Origin of the sequence: Paracoccus sp. MBLB3053, assembly GCF_031822435.1 — a bacterium.
GTDB classification, from domain to species: Bacteria; Pseudomonadota; Alphaproteobacteria; order Rhodobacterales; family Rhodobacteraceae; genus Paracoccus; species Paracoccus aurantius.
Window position 1 is genome coordinate 260,055 of the sequence record NZ_JAVQLW010000005.1, and the last position, 18,353, is coordinate 278,407.

General features: G+C 62.2%; 14 protein-coding genes. 8 read left to right on the top strand and 6 right to left on the bottom strand.

Annotated features, from left to right (window positions below):
* Nucleotides 1–77 precede the first annotated feature (77 nt).
* Nucleotides 78–362 (bottom strand): RcnB family protein, encoded by a 285-nt coding sequence (locus RGQ15_RS21395; RefSeq protein ID WP_311162922.1) that lies wholly within the window; start codon nucleotides 360–362, stop codon nucleotides 78–80.
* Between the two features lie 510 nt (nucleotides 363–872).
* Between RGQ15_RS21395 and RGQ15_RS21400 the strand changes: the two genes are divergently transcribed.
* Together RGQ15_RS21400 and RGQ15_RS21405 are read left to right on the top strand one after the other, a co-directional pair.
* Nucleotides 873–2,042, top strand: a complete 1,170-nt coding sequence (locus RGQ15_RS21400; RefSeq protein ID WP_311162923.1) for an efflux RND transporter periplasmic adaptor subunit — start codon at nucleotides 873–875, stop codon at nucleotides 2,040–2,042.
* Between the two features lie 6 nt (nucleotides 2,043–2,048).
* On the top strand, nucleotides 2,049–5,147 hold the full coding sequence (locus RGQ15_RS21405) for an efflux RND transporter permease subunit (protein ID WP_311162924.1): 3,099 nt from the start codon (nucleotides 2,049–2,051) through the stop codon (nucleotides 5,145–5,147).
* Nucleotides 5,148–5,225: 78 nt separating this feature from the next.
* Here the strand turns inward: RGQ15_RS21405 and RGQ15_RS21410 are convergent, their stop codons facing one another.
* Nucleotides 5,226–5,819 (bottom strand): NAD(P)H-dependent oxidoreductase, encoded by a 594-nt coding sequence (locus RGQ15_RS21410; protein ID WP_311162925.1) that lies wholly within the window; start codon nucleotides 5,817–5,819, stop codon nucleotides 5,226–5,228.
* Between the two features lie 317 nt (nucleotides 5,820–6,136).
* Nucleotides 6,137–6,724: a YdeI/OmpD-associated family protein gene (locus tag RGQ15_RS21415; RefSeq protein WP_311162926.1), complete on the bottom strand. Its 588-nt coding sequence runs from the start codon at nucleotides 6,722–6,724 to the stop codon at nucleotides 6,137–6,139.
* 234 nt (nucleotides 6,725–6,958) lie between these two features.
* Between RGQ15_RS21415 and RGQ15_RS21420 the strand changes: the two genes are divergently transcribed.
* The 4 genes from RGQ15_RS21420 (at nucleotide 6,959) to RGQ15_RS21435 (ending at nucleotide 9,902) form a co-directional block, all read left to right on the top strand.
* Nucleotides 6,959–7,423 (top strand): MarR family winged helix-turn-helix transcriptional regulator, encoded by a 465-nt coding sequence (locus RGQ15_RS21420; RefSeq protein WP_311162927.1) that lies wholly within the window; start codon nucleotides 6,959–6,961, stop codon nucleotides 7,421–7,423.
* On the top strand, nucleotides 7,420–8,577 hold the full coding sequence (locus RGQ15_RS21425) for an FUSC family protein (protein ID WP_311162928.1): 1,158 nt from the start codon (nucleotides 7,420–7,422) through the stop codon (nucleotides 8,575–8,577). Before RGQ15_RS21420 ends, RGQ15_RS21425 begins: the two co-directional genes overlap by 4 nt.
* 230 nt (nucleotides 8,578–8,807) lie before the next feature.
* Entirely contained in the window at nucleotides 8,808–9,296 is a 489-nt protein-coding gene (locus RGQ15_RS21430) for a peptidase associated/transthyretin-like domain-containing protein (RefSeq protein ID WP_311162929.1), read from the top strand.
* 81 nt (nucleotides 9,297–9,377) lie between these two features.
* Nucleotides 9,378–9,902: a ferric reductase-like transmembrane domain-containing protein gene (locus tag RGQ15_RS21435; RefSeq protein ID WP_409201369.1), complete on the top strand. Its 525-nt coding sequence runs from the start codon at nucleotides 9,378–9,380 to the stop codon at nucleotides 9,900–9,902.
* 28 nt (nucleotides 9,903–9,930) lie between these two features.
* Here RGQ15_RS21435 and RGQ15_RS21440 read toward each other — a convergent pair whose 3' ends face one another.
* On the bottom strand, nucleotides 9,931–10,761 hold the full coding sequence (locus RGQ15_RS21440) for a DUF1194 domain-containing protein (protein ID WP_311162931.1): 831 nt from the start codon (nucleotides 10,759–10,761) through the stop codon (nucleotides 9,931–9,933).
* Nucleotides 10,762–11,006: 245 nt separating this feature from the next.
* On the opposite strand from RGQ15_RS21440, the gene RGQ15_RS21445 reads away from it, so the two are divergent.
* Nucleotides 11,007–12,908, top strand: coding sequence for a tyrosine-protein phosphatase (locus RGQ15_RS21445; protein ID WP_311162932.1), 1,902 nt, complete (start codon nucleotides 11,007–11,009; stop codon nucleotides 12,906–12,908).
* A gap of 364 nt (nucleotides 12,909–13,272) precedes the next feature.
* Nucleotides 13,273–14,550 (top strand): DUF2254 domain-containing protein, encoded by a 1,278-nt coding sequence (locus RGQ15_RS21450; protein WP_311162933.1) that lies wholly within the window; start codon nucleotides 13,273–13,275, stop codon nucleotides 14,548–14,550.
* Nucleotides 14,551–14,597: 47 nt separating this feature from the next.
* On the opposite strand, the gene RGQ15_RS21455 is transcribed toward RGQ15_RS21450, so the two are convergent.
* Both RGQ15_RS21455 and RGQ15_RS21460 read right to left on the bottom strand, forming a co-directional pair.
* A complete protein-coding gene (locus tag RGQ15_RS21455; protein ID WP_311162934.1) occupies nucleotides 14,598–14,996 on the bottom strand; it encodes a hypothetical protein in 399 nt (132 codons plus the stop codon).
* A 12-nt stretch (nucleotides 14,997–15,008) separates the two neighbouring features.
* Complete coding sequence (locus tag RGQ15_RS21460; RefSeq protein ID WP_311162935.1) at nucleotides 15,009–18,326, bottom strand: DUF6519 domain-containing protein; 3,318 nt, start codon at nucleotides 18,324–18,326, stop codon at nucleotides 15,009–15,011.
* Between the last annotated feature and the right edge of the window lie 27 nt (nucleotides 18,327–18,353).

The following is an 18,353-nucleotide window of genomic DNA, read 5'->3' on the forward strand; positions in this document are numbered from 1 at the left end:
CGGGGCGTATAGGATCTGGGGGCGACGAACGCAATGACCGATGCCCCTGTCCCGCGGCGCCCCAATGTCCGAACGCATCACGATCCGCTGAATTTCGCTGGAACGGCTGAAACAATCGTCCCGTCTGCCGTGACCAGCAGGAAGTTGCCCGGCACCAGCAGCCAGCGCTGACCGCCCTCGGGCCTGCTCAGGTCGTGGTTCAGGTGATCGACGATCGTGCCCCCGCCAGTATAGCGCATGCCGGACTGGTAGCCTGATGCGGGGTCGGCCCCCTCGGCGTAGCGGTAGATCCGTCCGACCGGTTCCGGCGCGGAGCATGCAGAAAGAGTGCCCAGCAGCGCCAGCGCAAGTGCGATTTTCATGTCTTTCATTCCTGTTGCGACGACACGCCCGATCGCCAAAGGCCATCCGCATACTGCGTCGTTTGCGGCCTGTTCGTTTCAGCGCGGGCAGTCGCGGCGCCTCGCCGCGCTGACTAGTACGGAGCTGTTTCGCCGATTGGTCCCGACGGTGATCCTTCATTTCCAGGATCGCCGTTTTGTAAGCGGATGTTTCTGCCCGGCGGCCGGAAAAGCTTCCTTACAAATCTCTGGATGCGGTCCGGCGCGGATCGGGCATGTCTGGCCAAAGGGTATGCGACGCGCCCGCGATCGGGGGATTCCAGACCAGGCAATGCGGATAGGATCATGGCAACGACACAGGATCGTAACCGAAGACACCCAGTGCGGCTGCGGGATATCTCGGCCCACCGGCATCCGGGACGACCAGATAGACACATTCGCCCGGCGGCAAGGGTGTTCCCGCTTGGGATTGCGCCTTGGCCGACGCACAATCGCTTCAAGTCCCGCCCTTTCGAAAAAGGAAGACCTGCCATGATCCGCCGCGATCTCGCCCCCCTCGCCCGAATAGCGATCCTTCTTGCAGCCCTGTCGGCAGGTGCGGCACAGGCGCAGCAGCCCGCGCAGGGTCCCAGGCAGGTCGGAACGATCACCCTGCGCACGGAGTCCGTGCCACTGATCGTGACCTTGCCCGGCCGCGCCGTCGCAAAGGCCGAAGTCGATATCAGACCAAGGGTCAGCGGCTTCGTTACGGAAGTACTCTATGATCCGGGCAAGCCCGTCGAGGTGGGCACGCCCATGTTCCGTATCGACGCGACCACCTACGAGGCCGCAGTGGAAGAGGCGCGCGCCAACCTGGCCTCTGCCAGGGCAGCGGTGCCGCAGGCAGAGGCCGCCTATGACCGAAGCCGGCAATTGCAGGGGACGGGATCGACAAAGGCCCTGCTGGAAGAAGCGCAGGCCACGATGGAAAAGGCGCAGGCAGCCGAGCAGGCCGCGACCGCCTCTCTGCGCCTTGCCGAAACCGAACTGTCCTGGACCACGATCACCAGCCCTCTCGCGGGAATGCCCTCGGTCGCCGAGGTGTCACCCGGTGATCTCGTGACTTCGGGCCAGAGCGACGCGATGGCGACAGTCACCCAACTCGATCCGATAGATGTCGACATGTATGAGCCCTCGGCCCGGATGCAGCGCATCCGCGATCGGATCGATGCCGGACAGGTCAGCATCGCGCAGACATTGAACGCCCAACTGACGCTGGAAAACGGGTCCAGCTATTCCGTGACCGGCGAGATCGTCGCGCCGGGATACAATGTTTCGACCTCGACCGGCTCGATCGACTTCCGGTTTCGGTTCCAGAATGCCGAACTGCGCATCCTTCCCGGCATGTTCGTGCGCGGCCAGATCGAAATCGGCGAGGTCGAGGCGATCCTCGTGCCGCAGATCGCGGCGACGCGCGAGCGAGACGGATCGCTGACCGCCTGGGTTGCCGAGGATGGCAAGGCCGTGAAGCGCAGGCTGACCGACGAGGGTGTCTACCAGAATGATTGGATCATCGCGGACGGATTGCGCGACGGAGAGGAGCTGATCGTGAACGGGATCACCAACCTTGCCGAAGGGGCCGAGATCGCGCCGATACCGGTCGAGATCGACGAAAGCGGCGTCATCCGTGACACGCCCGCCCAGACCCCGGTAACGGAGTAAAGCGCCATGGCCCGTTTCTTCATCCACAGGCCGGTCTTTGCCTGGGTCCTTGCGATCGTCACCATGCTCGCCGGTTTCTTCGGCCTGTCCAGCCTGCCCATCGCACAATATCCCGACATTGCGCCCACCACGGTTCGGATCAGCGCAACCTATATCGGGGCCTCGCCCGATATCGTGGAAAACTCGGTCACCTCGGTCATCGAGGACGGCATGACCGGGCTTGACGGCCTGATCTACATGACCTCGACATCGTCGCAGGGCTCAAGCTCGATCTCGCTGACCTTCGATGACAGCGTCGATGCGGATATCGCGCAGGTTCAGGTCCAGAACAAGCTGCAGCTCGTCACCTCGCAACTGCCGGATGCGGTGCAAAGCCAGGGCGTATCGGTCACGCGCTCGACCTCGTCGATCCTGATGGTCGGGGCGCTGACCTCGACGGATGGCAGCCACAGCTCGATCGAGCTCGGCGATCTCGTCGAGCAGTCGATCAAGAACCCGGTGCAGCGCACGGCGGGTGTCGGTTCGATCAACACCTTCGGATCAGGCTATGCGATGCGGATCTGGCTCGATCCGGTCAGGATGGTGCAATATCGGGTGACCGCTTCCGACGTCGTCTCGGCCGTCTCCGAGCAGAACACGAATGTCACCGTCGGCAGTCTCGGCGCGCAGCCCACGGTCAAGGGCCAGCAATTGACGATGCAGCTTTCCGCGCAATCGCAACTGACCTCGGTCAAGGAGTTCGAGCGCATCCTGCTGCGGACCGAAACCGACGGCTCGACGATATTCTTGGGCGATGTCGCAAGCATCGAGATCGGCCAGGAGGAATATGGGACGCATTCACGGTTCAACGGCAAGCCTGCAGCCGGTTTCGGGGTCAACCTTGCCACCGGAGCGAATGCCGTCGATACGGCGAAGGCAGTGCGGGAGGTGCTGGACAAGTTGCAAACCTCGCTGCCGACCGGGGTCGAAATCGTCTACCCCTATGACACCTCTCCCTTCGTCGAGGAATCCATCAACCAAGTCTATCACACGCTCATCGAAGCCGTGCTGCTGGTGTTTCTGGTGATCCTCGTCTTCCTGCAGAGCATTCGCGCGACACTCATCCCGACCTTGGCGATCCCGGTCGTCCTGCTGGGCACCTTCGGCGTGCTGGCCTTCGCGGGCATGTCGATCAATACGTTGACGATGTTCGCACTGGTCCTGGCGATCGGCCTTCTCGTTGATGACGCCATCGTCGTGGTCGAGAACGTCGAGCGCGTGATGGAAGAGGAAGGGCTTGGACCTGTCGAGGCCACCGAAAAAAGCATGGACGAGATCTCGTCTGCGCTGATCGGGATCGTCATGGTGCTTTCGGCGGTGTTCCTGCCAATGGCCTTCATGTCGGGATCGACGGGGATTATCTACAGGCAGTTCTCGATCACGATCATCAGCGCCATGGTGCTGTCCTTGGGCGTGGCGCTTGTCCTGACCCCGGCGCTTTGCGCCACATTGCTGCGCCCGCGCAAGCATGGCGATGGCATCGCCCCGGCGCGCTGGTTCAACCGCAACCTGGAACGGGCGACCAACGGATATGCCGCCGTTGTCGCGCGCTTTGTCCTGCGCCCCTTCCGCTTCCTCGTCGTGCTTTTGGCCTTCGGGGCCGGAGCCTACATGCTTTACCAGAAGCTTCCCGGATCGTTCCTCCCATCGGAAGATCAGGGCGTTCTGATGGTCATGGTCGAGACACCGGAAGGATCGACCACGGCGCGGACCGAGGCCCTGATCGAAGAGGTCGAACAATATGTCCTGAACACCGAAAAGGACACGGCCGAAAGCGTCCACGCCGCGTTGGGCTTTGGTTTCGGCGGATCGAGCCAGCGCAATGCGATGATCTTCGTCAAGCTGAAGGATTTCGAGGACCGCGAAGGTTTTGATGCCGGCTCGATGGCGACGCGCGGTAACATCCATTTCATGTCGAACAAGAACGGCCAGGTGATCTTCATGCAGCCGCCTGCGATCCCCGGCATGGGCAACACATCCGGCTTCACCATGCAGCTCATCGACCAGTCGGGACGAGGCCAGGAGGCACTTGCCGATGCCGCAAACGAACTGGTCGAAAAGGCGACGGCCGACGGGCGCGTCACCAGCCTTCAGGGCAACGACCCGCCCTTCGAGACCTCGAGCAGGATCACCATCGACCAGCAGAAGGCCGCAGCTTACGGCCTGTCAATCTCGGATTTGAACGAAACCCTGTCGATCATCTTCGCAAGCGCCAATGTGAACGATTTCGCGCTTGGTGACCAACTCCGCCCGGTGATCGTCCAGGGCGAGGCCGAGGCGCGCATGCAGACGGAGGATATCGAGAAATGGTATGTCCGCAATTCGGACGACAGGATGGTGCCCTTCACCGCCTTCACGAGCCAGCAATGGGACCAGAAGGCGCAAAGCCTCGCGCGTTATGGCGGAACCCGGTCGATGGAAATCTCGGGCGCGGCGGCGGAGGGCGTGTCGTCAGGAACGGCGATGAATGTCATGGAGGAACTCGTCGCCGATATCGAGGGGGGCTATGGGACGGCCTGGACGGGCCTGTCCTACCAGGAACGGCTTTCCGGCAATCAGGCGCCGATGCTCTTCGCCCTGTCCGCGCTTGTGGTCTTCCTTGCGCTCGCAGCGCTTTACGAAAGCTGGACGGTGCCTCTTTCGGTCATGATGACGGTTCCGATCGGCATCGTCGGCGCAATGTCTGCAGCACTGGTCTTTGGCCAGTCGAATGACGTCTATTTCAAGGTGGGCATGCTCACGACGATCGGTCTTGCGGCCAGAAACGCCATTCTGATCGTCGAGTTTGCCGAGATGCTGCGCAAGCAGGGCAAGCCCCTTGTCGATGCGGCGATAGAAGCCTCGCGCATGCGGCTGCGTCCGATCCTGATGACCACGCTTGCCTTCATGCTGGGGGTCCTGCCCCTTGCGACGGCCACAGGTGCGGGGGCTGCCTCGCAGAAATCCATCGGGATCGGAGTGCTGGGCGGCATCGCTGCCTCGGCCGTGATCGGCATCTTTCTTGTCGCGGTCTTCTATGTCGCCGTGCTGACCTGCGTGGGATATTTCTCGCGTGCGAGATCCTAGAAAAACCCGCCCCAGTCATCTGCCGGCCCGGCGCAGTTACCAATTGCGCCGGGCATTTGCGTCAACCTGGCCGCAGGATCAGCCGATCATCTTTGCAGTCACCTCGACCAACCGCTTGGCCTGGTGGGCGACGGCGGCCCGCCCCTTGTCATCGAACTTTCCTGCCTCGGTCGAAAAACCATAAGGATTGCCTCCCGCTTCATAGAGGACTTCATCGGTATAGCCGGGTGGCACGATGATCGTGCCCCAATGCATCGCCGATGTGTAAAGCGACAGAATAGTCGCCTCTTGGCCGCCATGGGGGTTCTGTGCGCTGGTCGTGGCGGTGAAGGTCTTGTTCGCGAGCTTGCCCGCAGACCAGACACCGCCCAGCGTGTCGATGAAGGCGCGCAACTGGCTTGGCCCACCCCCGAAACGGGTCGGCGCGCTGAAGAAATATCCGTCGGCCCAGACCATGTCGTCCGGCGTGACCACGGCAATGTCCTGCACCTTCTCAAGCTGCTCCTTCCAGGCCTCCTGCCCGTTTACCACGGCCTCGGGTGCGGTTTCCGCGATCCGCAAAAGGCGCACCTCTGCGCCGGCCTCTTTCGCGGCCTCGACGGCGGCAAGGGCAACCTGATGGTTGGTCCCATAGGTCGAATAGAAGACAACTGCGATCTTGGGTTGTGACATCCCTGATACCTCTTTCTGTCTGCTGGGAAAGCTCTTGAGCGGGTCGAAACGGCAGCCGAGAGGATCTGCCGGAATTGTTTACTTCGGTCAGAGCATGGAAATATCCGCCGTCTGGACATTCTGTCGTCATAACGCAGCCTGCGCGCGATGGTTTCAGCCACCTTTACCGGCCCCCTTGGAAAACTTGGCGCAGCAAGCAGGGATGCCCGGCCGTGTTTTCCAGGTGCGGCACGTTTTTCAAAAGGGCGAGGGCACGCTTTGTCCCGCATTCCGGTCCTGTCATCTCCCGCAGTCAATGCCCGGCAGGACAGCCCTGCTCAATGATCATGCATGCCTTTTCCGGCGAGAATCCGCGCCAGTGCCTTCTCGATCCGGCCATGTCGTGTGGCTGGCATTTTTGGTTGCGAGAAATGCAGCACCCACCCACGGCGCCGCCCAGGTGTCAGCAATTCGAACGCATGTCGGAACTGGGGGTCGCTGTCCAATCGGTCGACAAGCTCATCCGGATAATCAAGATCATCCTTCGGAAGATCGACCTTTGCCCCCGACCGTTCGATTTCGATCGCCTCGTGCACATAAGCGCCGAGAACTGGCGCAAGCCGTTCGATCTCTGCAGCATCGGTAAAATTGGCGCAGCGCGAGGAACGCGAGTTCGGACCCGGAGCCTCAAGAATTCCCTCCGGGTCCCGAAGCAGCACGCCCTTGAAGAAACCAATGGTTGCGCGGTCCTTGAACCCCCAAAGGATCGCGACATTGCCGCCGCCATAAGTGTAGACCGGAGAGCTCCATTTGAATTCCTCGACCAGCGGGCTGTCGAGAAGAATCTTGCGCAAGAGAACGAGTTCGTCACGCCACGCGGTCTGAGCGGCGAAGAACTCATCGATTCTTTCGCGATTCCCTTTCATGTGCGCTCTCCGCAACGAGATCATCAATGTCGCGTGCGAAATTCGATCTGTCGAGTCCCGTCTGATATGCCCCGGCCGGGACTGTCCGGATGGGATGAAAACGCGAAGGAAGCGATGGGCCAAAGCGATCGCCGAGCGTTTTTCGGAAAGTGGGTTCGAGCAATTTCGTTATGAATATGCTTAATAATTTAATTTGAATTGCAATGCAATTTATATTGCACCATAATGGGCAGCATGACGCATAACCCGTCCCCCCGTTCTCGTTTTGGCATCCGCTTCTCTATCCTCGCGCGCCGATGGCGGCGCGCGCTGGACGCGCATCTGGCGGCTGCGGGCCTGACCGACGCAACCTGGGTGCCGCTTGTGCACCTGCGCGAAAGCGGCCATGCGATCACGCAAAAAGAGCTGGCATTGCTGGTGGGCGTCGATGGTTCGAGCCTTGTCCGCGTTCTTGACATCCTGTCGCGGCAAGGACTCATCGAGCGACGCCCCGACGCCAGCGACGGCCGCGCAAGATTGATCCACCTGACAGAACTTGGAGAGCAAAGGGTCACGGAAATCCTCAAGGCCCTGCGTGAGGGAGAGGAAAGGCTGCTCGTCGATCTTGCAGACAGTGATATCGCAACCATGCTCGAGTGCTTTGACAAGATCGAAGAACGCCTTGCCCCCGCGACTGACAGCAAGGACACCAGCCGATGACGAGCGCCGGACCGGGCCCGGAGCTTCGCCCTTCGGCGGAACGGCCTACAGGTCGGATAGAGGCGATGCGCCACCTGATGATGCGCCACCACCTGCGCGACAGCTTTGCCCTGGGCAAACAGCCGTTCCTTTACAATTCGGGCCTTGCCGGGTTGCAGGCCGGGCTGACCGTCGCCATTGCCCTGCCGCTGATCAACCTTTCTCCTTGGCCGCATCTGATCGGTTTCGGTTCACTTGGCGCGCTGATTGCGCTCTTCGGTCGTTTCGCACCGCATCGCGACCGCAGCCGCGTCGTTCTCGCCTGTGGCTTCTGGCAGGTCATGGCTGTTCTGGTCATGTCGACGACAGCCTTGCTGGGGGCGCCTCTGCCGCTCCAGTTCGCATTGTTGGCGCTGTCTTGCGGGTTCTTTTTCTTCGTCGCGGTCACCGGCAGCTTCGGCCCCCCGGGGGCGCTGATCTTCGTCTTTGCTGCAGGCGCCTCCATGGGTCAGGTCGGTTCACCGACCGAACTGCTCGAACGCGTTTCGGCTACGGCGGTGGTGGCGGCGCTCGCCTGGATGGTCTGTCGAACGACCGAAACCCTGCGCCGCCCTGCGCCGGCAGATCGGGCCTTTCCCGCAGAACCCTATCGTCCCATCGGCCATAGGCTTTTCGCGGCGGGCAGGATCGTGGCCGGATCGGCTGTCGCCATATTTGCCAGCCATGCTTTCGGCGCAGACCATCCGGCCTGGGCGGCGATGGGCGCACTGGCCGTGATGCAGGGCTCCCATCTGCACATCAGCCTTAATCGTGCCTTGCAGCGCATGGTGGGCACCATCCTCGGTGCCATTCTGGCCTGGCTGATCCTGTTTCAGGGTCCCTCGCTCTGGGCGATCATCTGCGCCCTGTTCCTGCTCCAATTTGCGACCGAGATGATCATCGGCGCAAACTATGGTCTGGGGCAGGTCCTGGTGACGCCGATGGCATTGCTGATGAGCCACCTGGCCGCACCACATGTCGCCGGAGCGGCCATGGCACCAGAGCGGATTCTGGACACCCTGCTTGGCGTTTGTGTCGGCATGGCCTGCGCGGTCCTGTTCTCAAGCAATGACGACAGGCGATATCTGGCCCGGCACAATGCCGAGAAGACCGGGACCCAAATGACCGCGCGTTGATCAGGGTGTCCCGACAAGGTGCCTGTTCACGCTCGGCGATCTCTTATCTGTCCGGGCCCCAAAACTCCGGCCCGGCGGCAGGCACCCCCGGTGACTGTCCAAACAGCCCGCCCTCACGACATTGTGCCGCGAATTCCGGGTCACTCGGGCCCCGATTCCTTGGGTGCTCGCCAATTCCCGGGTAAGATGAGGTCTGCCCGGGAAACCGCACGAATGTCAGGAGGCTTCTCATGACCAATATCCGACATGATCGCCGAACATTGCTGGTCACCGGTGGAGCCTTTCTGGTCACTGCCGCGTCTGGCCTGCTGGTACCCGCCAAGGCAAAGGGGCTTGCGCCTACGCCATCAATGCGGGGCGGTGCAAACAATTACCGGCCCGGTGCGCCGCTGGTCAATCGGATCGGCGGCGGCGGCTTCTGGATGACGGGGACGGTGCGGCGTGCGGGCGACGGCGCGCCGCTTGAGGGGCAGCGCATCCAGATCTGGGCGCATACGACCGAAGGGCATGAACGCGACCCGCATAGTCACGGCGCCACCCTGACCGATGCGAGCGGCATATTCCGCCTCGAGATGCCCCAGATCGTCCCGGCCTTCGGTCAACCTCATGGCCACCTCGCCTATGACAGCGGCCAGTTCCAGACCGTCTTCCTGCGTCCGGTGATGCGGAGCGCGCGCGACAAGAGCCTGGAGGCGCATTTCATCCTGCAGCCGGCCTGAGACTTGCCCGGCCAGGACAGACGCCCGTGGCGACACTTCGCGATCTGGATCGCGCTTGCTCTCGTCATTGCGGTGCCGCTCATGGTGGCGGCTGAAAGCCCTTTGCTCGCATGGCGCAGGCCGGTCTACATCATCGCCGGTTTTTCCGGCATCGTCGCCATGTGCCTGCTGCTGCTGCAACCCCTTCTGGCAGCGGGACACCTGCCCGGGTTCCGGGGGGGCCGCGGGCGCCGCGCCCACCGCTGGACTGGCGCGACGCTGGTGATGCTGGTGCTTGTCCATGTGGCCGGGCTGTGGATCACCAGCCCCCCGGACGTGATCGACGCGCTTCTCTTCGTCTCTCCCACGCCCTTCTCGGTCTGGGGCGTGATGGCGATGTGGGCTATTTTCCTCATGGCGCTTCTTGCGATACGGCAACGGCGCAGCCGGTCTTGGCATCTCGGTCATCGGGCGGCAGCACTGGTTGTCATCGTCGGAAGCGTGGTTCACGCCCTTCTGATCGAGGGAGCAATGGAGCCGCTGACCAAGGCCGTGCTTTGCGCGTTCGTTCTTGTCGCAAGCCTTCTGGTCATCTTTGGGCACCGGATCAGGGCGCCTTCACGTTGACGGCGAAGCTTTACGGCCGTGGCGCCCTTTACTCACCCCAACTGCGTTGCCGCTCACCCCATAGCTTTTCGCCGACAAGACAATCGGCCGCAGGCAAGGCCTGTGCCCGGATCAGTTCTTCTCGGACCAAGGGCGAGCGCCCCGCGACCTCAAGGACCAGCTTATGGCGCACGGCGGCCGCGAACTGGTCCCAGCTGGTGACCGAAATTGAAAAAGCGCCGGTGCCTCCGATTACGCAATCGACATAATAGCGATCCAGGTCGGGAATGCTGCTCCAGCCGCCATATCCGTCCTCTGAATCCGTCATCAGCGGCAAGCCGTTGATGGTGATGCCCCGCATGACCGCCGCATCGCGGGCCTCGGTCACGCTTCCGCCCTGATTGTTGGGCCCGTCGCCGGAAATGTCGATGACCCGCCGCGTGCCGGCAAATCCGTTCCCCTCGAAGAGATCAGAGGCAAAATCGATCGCGCCCGAAATGGAGGTGCGCGAAACCGGCGGAGAGACGCCCGACTCTATCAGCGTGGCGAAAGCCTCTGCCCCAGCAGCGCTGTCGATCAGCGTCCATGGTATCGCGACGCGTTGAGACTGCGCCCCTGCCCATTCGACATAGGTCACCGCGATGCGCTTCCAGTCCCCGTAAAGGATCGCCTTCTGCAGCTGGATGCTGCGGAAGGCCGCGGCATATCCCTGGCGCTGAATTGCCCTCTCGTCCGGATCGACCGAGCGCGAAACATCCACAGCCAGCACCAGCTCGACCCCGACGCCCATATCGCCCGCAGGCGTTTGCGCAAGTGCGGGACTGGTCAGCCCGGCCAGCACCAGAAGAGACGCCACGGAAGAGTGAAAGGGAACTTGCATGTCTCCAGCCTCGCCAAAACCGGCGCGTGCACCAAATCACAAATGCGAAACATCGCCTGGCTGCCCCAATTAGCCCAGAAACTTTTCGAAGTTGCCAGATCCCGCTTCGGATGCAGAGGGGGCACGGGCCCGCTAGAAATTTCACAAAACAGTCACGCATTTATAACCTGTTTGTTACCAATCGGCTCAAAACACGCGCTCCGCAAGTCCCCTGTCCCGCAGGGTTTCACTGGAGATACAATACATTGCCTAAACTAACGACCACGGTGTCCGCGACCGCCCTCGCGCTGGCACTTGTGCAAGCCAGCGCCGCTTCTGCCGACGCTCTCGACACCGTCCGCCTGTCGTCCGTCGACAATTTCCGCGATGTAGCTGGCACGACGACGGCCTATTCCACGGCCAAGAATGGGGTGATGCGATCGGGCGTCTTCTATCGCTCGAATGCGCTGACCCTTTCGGACGAGGATCTCGCCACGATCGAGACGCTGGGCATCAGCGACGTCTATGACCTGCGCACCACCAGCGAGATTGCTTCGACCCCTGACCGGATGCCCAGGGGCGCGAGCTACACGAACGTGAATATCATCGGCGATATCGGGACCGGCTTCAGCCTGACCAGCGCCGAGGCCTCGCGTGCGATGATGGAGGATGCCGAGCGTTCCTTTGTCAATGACAGTGACGTGCAGGATCGTTTTGCGACGCTGTTCAACGGACTGGCCTCGGCCGAGGATGCGGCGCTTTTCCACTGCACTGCGGGCAAGGACCGGACGGGCTGGACTGCGGCAGTGCTGCAAGGCATTGCTGGCGTGAGCGATGCCGACATCATGGCCGACTATCTCGCCACCAACGCATACACCGCCGACCGCGTGGCCGAAACCTATGCCTATTACGAGTCGCATTACGGGACAGCCTTCGCCGAGGCCATGGAACCGCTTCTGGGTGTCGAGGCGAGCTTCCTGCAGGCCGGCCTCGACGAAGTCGCGGCAAACTACGGGACGATGGAAAACTACGTCACGCAGGGACTTGGGCTCTCGCAAGAGACGCTTTACGTCCTGCGGGGCAAGATGGTCCGCTACGCCCTGCCCGGCCAGGAAGATCTGACCGGCAACGCCGCGGCCGGTGCGCGCGTGCTCAGCGACCTGCAGGACAGCGATCTTTCGGGGGCCTACACGAACTACAACTACTACCTGCAATCCGCGATAGATGCCGGCACTTTGGGCGGGGTCGAGACGACGGTTGGCGGGCAAGTCCATGCCGATGCGGCCAGTTCGTTGCTGCGCGAGATTTCCCTGATCGACGCTGCCGTTCCCCATGCGTCGGGCCGCGCGATGGAAGACGGGCAGCAGCAAGTCTGGACCAAGGGTCTGACCTTCCACGAGGAAAATGACGCTCGCCCGGGCATTGCGCGCAGCGAAGGCGACGTGACCGGCTTCATGTTGGGTGCCAGCAAGCGCTTCGACAGCCAGATGTCCGGCTATGTGGGTGCGGGCACGCTGAACGGCTCGACCTCGTCAGCCGCGGGCGAGGTCGATACCGATCAGGTCTTCGTCACGCTGGGTGGTCGTTACGGCTTCGAAAGCCTCGACCGGGGCGCGTTCGCCGCGGTGAACTTCACGGCGGCCCAGTTCGATTATGACAGCAAGCGCCGGATCGGCGGAGGCCTTGGCACGGCGACAGGCAGCACCGATGGCAACCTTTACGGCGCCAGCCTGAAGCTTGGCTACGACTATGTCACGCCTGCCTATCGCGTGACGCCGACCGTCGGAATTCGCTTCAGCCATCTCAAGCGCGATGCTTTCACCGAGACCGGCAGCGAACTCGCCCTGGACATGGACGAGCTTTCCGAAAACCGCCGCGACTTGCTGCTTGGCGTCGAATTTGAAGCCGCCCCGACCCAGCTTGGCAAATGGAGCATCTCTCCCGCCGTCAGTGCCGCCTATGAGCATTCTCTGGATGACGGTGCCACAAACAGCCGCGGCTTCATCGAGGGTCTGCCGATCGACCAGGTCTCGGCCTTCGACAGCCGCGACATTTTCCGCATCGGAGCTTCGGTCAACGCAAAGATCGACCAGATCACGATATCGGCCGAGGGTACCTATCAGGATGAAAATCCGGGTGGTCTGATTTCGGTCAGCTACGCGTTCTGACAAACCTGCTTCCGGCGGTGGTGATCCAGACCCCGCCGGAAGCTCGCCGCGGCAATCCATTGCCGCATGGCTGCGTGGGTGCTTTCGCACGCTTTTGGCACCCGCGCATCACAGCGTGACGAAGCTTATTTTCCGCAGGCACAGCAGCGTCTCGATCGCCGAACATCTGGGCGTCACCGAAGGAACGTTGAAAATTCATCCTTCTAACATCTATCGGCGGTCGGGAATCTTCAGCCAGAGCGAAGTTTTCCAGCGTTTTATCGATCATCTGTCCGAATAGCCGCGCAACCTCTTTCACGGGGAAAATGAACCGGTCTGGCTTTCGGTCATTATCATCTAGAGAGCCCAACACGAAGGACAACGCATGTCGCGCTGGCAATGGATGCTGCGACAATTGACACGCAGGCTTTGGTTCCGAGCCTCACTCATCGGTTTGCTCGGTGTCTTTACCGCCATTTTCGCGGCATTCGCCGAAGAATTCGTGCCCTGGAAACTGCCCGGAAAGATCGGGGCGGATGCGGTCGAGAGCCTGCTCAACATCATCGCATCAAGCATGCTCGCCGTGACCACATTCTCGCTGAGCGTGATGACCTCGGCCTATGGCGCGGCGACAAGCAATGTCACGCCGCGCGCCACGAAATTGCTTGATGAAGATCGCGTGACCCAGAATGTCCTTTCGACATTCATCGGCACCTTTCTCTTCAGCATCGTGGGCATCATCGTGCTGAAGACCGGGGCTTATGGTGAACGCGGCCGGCTGATCCTGTTCGCGGTCACGATCGGCGTGGTCGCGCTGATCGTCATCACGCTCTTGCGCTGGATTGATCACCTGACGCGACTGGGACGCGTGGGCGAAACGACGAACCGGGTCGAACAGGCAACGCGGAACGCGATCGAACAACGCCTGGCGGCGCCCTGCCTGGGGGGGCTGCCGCTTCGTGTCGGAAGCGCTGTCCCCGATCACGCCATTTCGGTGATGTCAGAGGAAATCGGCTATCTGCAGAACATCGACATGCCTGCGCTCGCGGAATGCGCCGATAAGATCGGGGCGACGATCAACGTGCCGCTCAACCCCGGAAGTTTCGTCTACCCGGACATGGCGCTGGCCTGGCTGGACGTAGACGAGGGGCGGCCGGACGATGAGGTCATCGACAAGATCCGTGCGGCCTTCACCATAGGGATCGAGCGCAGTTTCGACCAGGACCCGCGCTTCGGACTGGCTGTCCTGAGCGAGATCGCCTGCCGCGCCCTTTCGCCGGCCGTGAACGATTTCGGCACGGCGATTGACGTCATCGGCAGGACGACCCGCCTGATGGCCCTGTGGGGGAAAGAGAAAAGCTCCGACGAGGTGGACTATCCGAAGATCCGCATCCCGCCCCTGCAAGACGATGATCTTTTCGAGGATGCGTTCATGCTTGTGGGACGGGACGGGGCGGGCCTGATCGAGGTTCAGCTTCGCCTCCAGAAGGTTCTTCTCGCATTGTCGCAGATGGGTGGTCCCGAGTTCCGGGCTGCCGCCGCCAGGCAAGCTGAAATGGCCATGGATCGCAGCGCCGAATGTTTGGCCTTCGAATCCGACAGGCATCGCCTGACGGTCGAACTGGAAGCACGAAAAGCGATAGGTCCGCGACGGAGCGGTTAGTCAGAAAAAAGCCTCCAACCAGCACCGGACGATGATCGGATCTGCGCTCACCTGTTCTTGGGATTCGTCTTCTTCGTCGTTTTCGCCGCCCCGCGGGTCGCGGGTTTTGACCTTGTCTTCACCGAGGGTGCGTCGGCCGCCTTCAGCGTCGCACCGAGCTTGCCAAGCCGGTCTGCCGTATCCTTGCCGACAGCTTCGCGCGGTGGGTTCGGGCGGATCGCCGCGATCTGCTTCAGGGCTGCTTCCTCGGCGGCGATGGCTTCGTCATATCGTGCGAGAACCGCCTTTTTCTCGGCGTTCAGCCGTTCGATCCGGATTTCGACCCGCTTGATCATCTCGGCCGCCGCATCCACCCTGACCGAAGTTTCCCGGACGTCGCTGCCGAAGCGCTTGCCGGCCTCCTCGAATATCCTCTTCTGCTCTTCGATCACCTTGCTCACGCTCATCGCTCGTCTCCTTCAGAAAATCAGGTTGAAGCTGGACTCGGGCGCGGGGAAGTTCGGACCGTTGACGATGCCGGATGCCGTGACATTGCCGATCACGGTTCCCGGCATATTGCCAAGGTTCATCGACGGATGGGCGAAGCTCAGGGCCTTTACCTGATTGCCCATGACGACACCCGCAGTGCCGTCGAGGATCACCGATGCGTTCCCTGCCCCGGCGACGCCCCCCTGGTGCATCACGTAGTTGTTGCAGAAGAACACCCGTTCGAACCTGATGGCCACATTGTCGGAGATGTTTGATTGCCGCAATTCGACCAATGCCCTGTTGCCCTTGCCGATGAACTTGTTGTCGACGATCTGGCAGGAAAAGCCGAAGCTGATCACGCGATCGCCGAAGGTGAACCGGATTTCCAGCAGCCCCTGCATCAGCAATGCACGATCTTCGCGACCATCGGGAACGCGCGCGAGGTCTGAACAGGACACCAGATTGGATTCGACGCGGGCCTCGAGGATCAGGAAACCCATGATCCCGGCCGCGGCCTGGGGATTGGCGTCGCCTTCGACGGGAAGCCCGGTATCCAGCACCTCATTGGCTTCGACATGCCATTCGCCAAGAATGAAGAAGGCGCCGATCCCGCAGGGGAACGGCCCTGCCGTCCCGCAATTCGCAACCCGGTTCTCGACCACGGTGATGCGCCCAAGGCAGTACATCGCGAGCACACCAAAGGACCGGCAATCCGTCACTCGATTTCCGCGCACGCTCGCGCCAAGTTCGCCGCTCAACCCGATCGCGATTTCAGTGCCGCTGATGGCATTCGCCTCGATCACGGCGTTTCGGCCATTCGTGGCTATGATCGCGTTTGCCCTGCCGGAAATGGTGTTGCCGGCGATGCGGGGCGACAAGGCCTCGTCACATGCCACGGCCGGCGCTCCTTCTGCCGCCGCAGGCGTCATGTCGTTATCCGAGAGATCGACCCCCATGGCATCGCGGATGAAGACTGCCGTCGTCATGCCCGCAAGCATGTTGGCCGAGAGGTTCACCCCCGTTGTGAGATGCGCCACATCGTCGGGCACGCCGATCAGGATGCCAATATTGCGCGCCGCGTCGGTGGCGGTCACGTCGATGCGGTTTTCAACGATGACAAGCCCCGAGCCCGTCGCGCGGATGCCGGCGCGGGCACTTCCCCGGAAGCGGATGGTGTTTCCGCGCAGCACGGTTCTGTCAGCCGCGCTGTCGATGCCGTGCCGGGAAATTTCGGCATCAGGCGCTTCTTCGGTTTCGGAAAGCGAGACGAGATTATCCGCGACCAGCGATCCGAGAGCGAGCGAGAAGCGCTCTTGCCCGGTGGCGTCATCATTCAGACTGACGCCCGTGGCCGCACCCGCGATACGGTTCCCGGTGATCGTCAGGCGCCCGATCGCACCGGGCGCGGCGATGCCGCTCAGCCCTTCGAAACCCTCGCCCCCGAGGTCCAGGCGGTTCGTCGCAAGGATGATTTCCTCGGAGCGGTAGCCGGCAATAATGCCGATCACCGTGCCCGCAATCGAGCAATCGCGTATCGTGACGTCATAGCATGCGACGACGACGATCCCCGAAGACGATGTGCCGCGTTCGGCGGCACAGGCGCAGTCGTGAACACTGATCCCGCTGCTGTCGAGAATTTCGACGACACCCTGGCTGCCCTCGGCCGCCCGGTGGGAAAACGCGATGGTGTGGACCTCGATCCCCGTCGTGCCGAGGATGCTGAGCGCCGGTCCCGATCCATCCAGCCGGACGTCCACCCCATGGCATTCGCCATGAAGCGTGATGTTCGGTGCCGAAACGACGATCGGGACCTGCAGGACATGTTCGCCGGGCTTGAGACAGACGCATCCGCCGACATCGTCGGGCAAGCTGTCGATCGCTGCCTGGATATCCTCTCCGGGACGCACGACGACCGTGCAGCAGCAGACCTCTTCGATCGGATCGCGGCAGTCCGAGAAGACCTCGGTCCACACCCCACCTGCCGCCTCGGCCAAGGCAAGTCGGCAGTAATGAAGCTGGTTGTCCTGCGGCGGCGCAAGATCCAGCTCCTCGACCGAGCTGTCGGCATAGCGCGCGATAAAGCTCCAATTGTCCCCCGGACGGAAATCGCCGCCGAAGGGGTCGAGGGTCAGCGCGACCTCGACGCCGTCTTCGAGGTGAAGGAAGGTGCCATCCGTCGGCGCTGGGATCAGGCCGTCCGCACCAGGCAGGTCCAGATCGACGACCAGCGTGCCTGTTTCATCGCGCACCTGTCCCGTCTGGTCCCAGCGCCGGACCACCGGAAAGAAGCTCTGGTCGGCATCGGGACCCGCGCCGTGCAGCCGGATGGTCCCGGCTGGCAATGCGGCTTCCAAGGTGATCGTGTCGGACGGATCGTCGACCGAAAGGATGCGCGCGATGACGCCCGGAGTTTCGGTCAGGACCCGCACCTCATCGGTGATCTCGACCCAGTCGCCGGGATTGAAGCGCAGGAAGTCATCCTTGGCGACCTGCGCGACCTCAAGGACATCGGACGCCGGTTGCGAAAGGATCGCGGTGGCGACAACGGCATTCGTGCGCGAGAACTTGACCAGCGGCGTGCCGTCCGGCGCAATGTTATGGATAGCAAAGAAATAGGTGCGATTGTCAGTGCCGCGAAAGGCGGCGTCGGGCGGCAACAGGCAGGGGTCGGGATCGGTGGCAGCCGGGTTCGCCCGCGTGGTCAGGCGCGCGGCCGAAGGCGCGATCAGGGCGCTCCAGCCAGGGATATCCTCATCATCGGTATCGCAATCGATGCCAGGGCCGACAGGGCCAAAGCTGCGCACCTGCCAGACGGTCTGTCGACGCGCGAATGTATCGGTGAAGATCGCCGGATCGAGGATGGACGGGTCGTTGAGAAAGGTCGTGTCCCGCTGCCATGTGACCAGATAGATCAGATGCGTCCCGTCTTCGGGCGGGTCGGGCGTCACTCCCGGCAGGTAGGGCTGATCGTCGAAGGGAACTGGCTCGAGCCCCCACATCTCGGACAGGATGTCGTCGAAGACCGGCGTCCCGGTGCCGAAGTTCTCGGCCGGATGGCCATCGACATACATCGTCCCCGGACCGATGGTCAGTGCTCCGCCGGAAAGCCCGATGAGAAAGCTGTCGGGCTGGGTTGCGGGATAGCCCGCCCGGCCGATCAGATGGGTCATCATCGCGCGAAGCCGTCGGTCGCGAAGGCTGCGGTCCTCGTTGATCGGGGCATCCGTTGCGACACGGCCCTGCATGGTCGTGGTCCAGGCCGTATTGCGGTGCGAATTGAATGTCTTGCGGCTAATGTCGATCGTCATTTCGATTCCCCCGTGATGGGTGGTCGC

Excerpts from the sequence above, each read along its gene's own strand:
- RGQ15_RS21455 (WP_311162934.1), bottom strand. The coding sequence starts at position 14,996 with ATGAGCGTGAGCAAGGTGATCGAAGAGCAGAAGAGGATATTCGAGGAG.
- RGQ15_RS21435 (WP_409201369.1), top strand. The coding sequence starts at position 9,378 with ATGGTGGCGGCTGAAAGCCCTTTGCTCGCATGGCGCAGGCCGGTCTAC.
- RGQ15_RS21415 (WP_311162926.1), bottom strand. The coding sequence starts at position 6,724 with ATGAAAGGGAATCGCGAAAGAATCGATGAGTTCTTCGCCGCTCAGACC.
- RGQ15_RS21430 (WP_311162929.1), top strand. The coding sequence starts at position 8,808 with ATGACCAATATCCGACATGATCGCCGAACATTGCTGGTCACCGGTGGA.
- RGQ15_RS21405 (WP_311162924.1), top strand. The coding sequence starts at position 2,049 with ATGGCCCGTTTCTTCATCCACAGGCCGGTCTTTGCCTGGGTCCTTGCG.
- RGQ15_RS21410 (WP_311162925.1), bottom strand. The coding sequence starts at position 5,819 with ATGTCACAACCCAAGATCGCAGTTGTCTTCTATTCGACCTATGGGACC.
- RGQ15_RS21440 (WP_311162931.1), bottom strand. The coding sequence starts at position 10,761 with ATGCAAGTTCCCTTTCACTCTTCCGTGGCGTCTCTTCTGGTGCTGGCC.
- RGQ15_RS21450 (WP_311162933.1), top strand. The coding sequence starts at position 13,273 with ATGTCGCGCTGGCAATGGATGCTGCGACAATTGACACGCAGGCTTTGG.
- RGQ15_RS21400 (WP_311162923.1), top strand. The coding sequence starts at position 873 with ATGATCCGCCGCGATCTCGCCCCCCTCGCCCGAATAGCGATCCTTCTT.
- RGQ15_RS21425 (WP_311162928.1), top strand. The coding sequence starts at position 7,420 with ATGACGAGCGCCGGACCGGGCCCGGAGCTTCGCCCTTCGGCGGAACGG.
- RGQ15_RS21395 (WP_311162922.1), bottom strand. The coding sequence starts at position 362 with ATGAAAATCGCACTTGCGCTGGCGCTGCTGGGCACTCTTTCTGCATGC.
- RGQ15_RS21460 (WP_311162935.1), bottom strand. The coding sequence starts at position 18,326 with ATGACGATCGACATTAGCCGCAAGACATTCAATTCGCACCGCAATACG.
- RGQ15_RS21420 (WP_311162927.1), top strand. The coding sequence starts at position 6,959 with ATGACGCATAACCCGTCCCCCCGTTCTCGTTTTGGCATCCGCTTCTCT.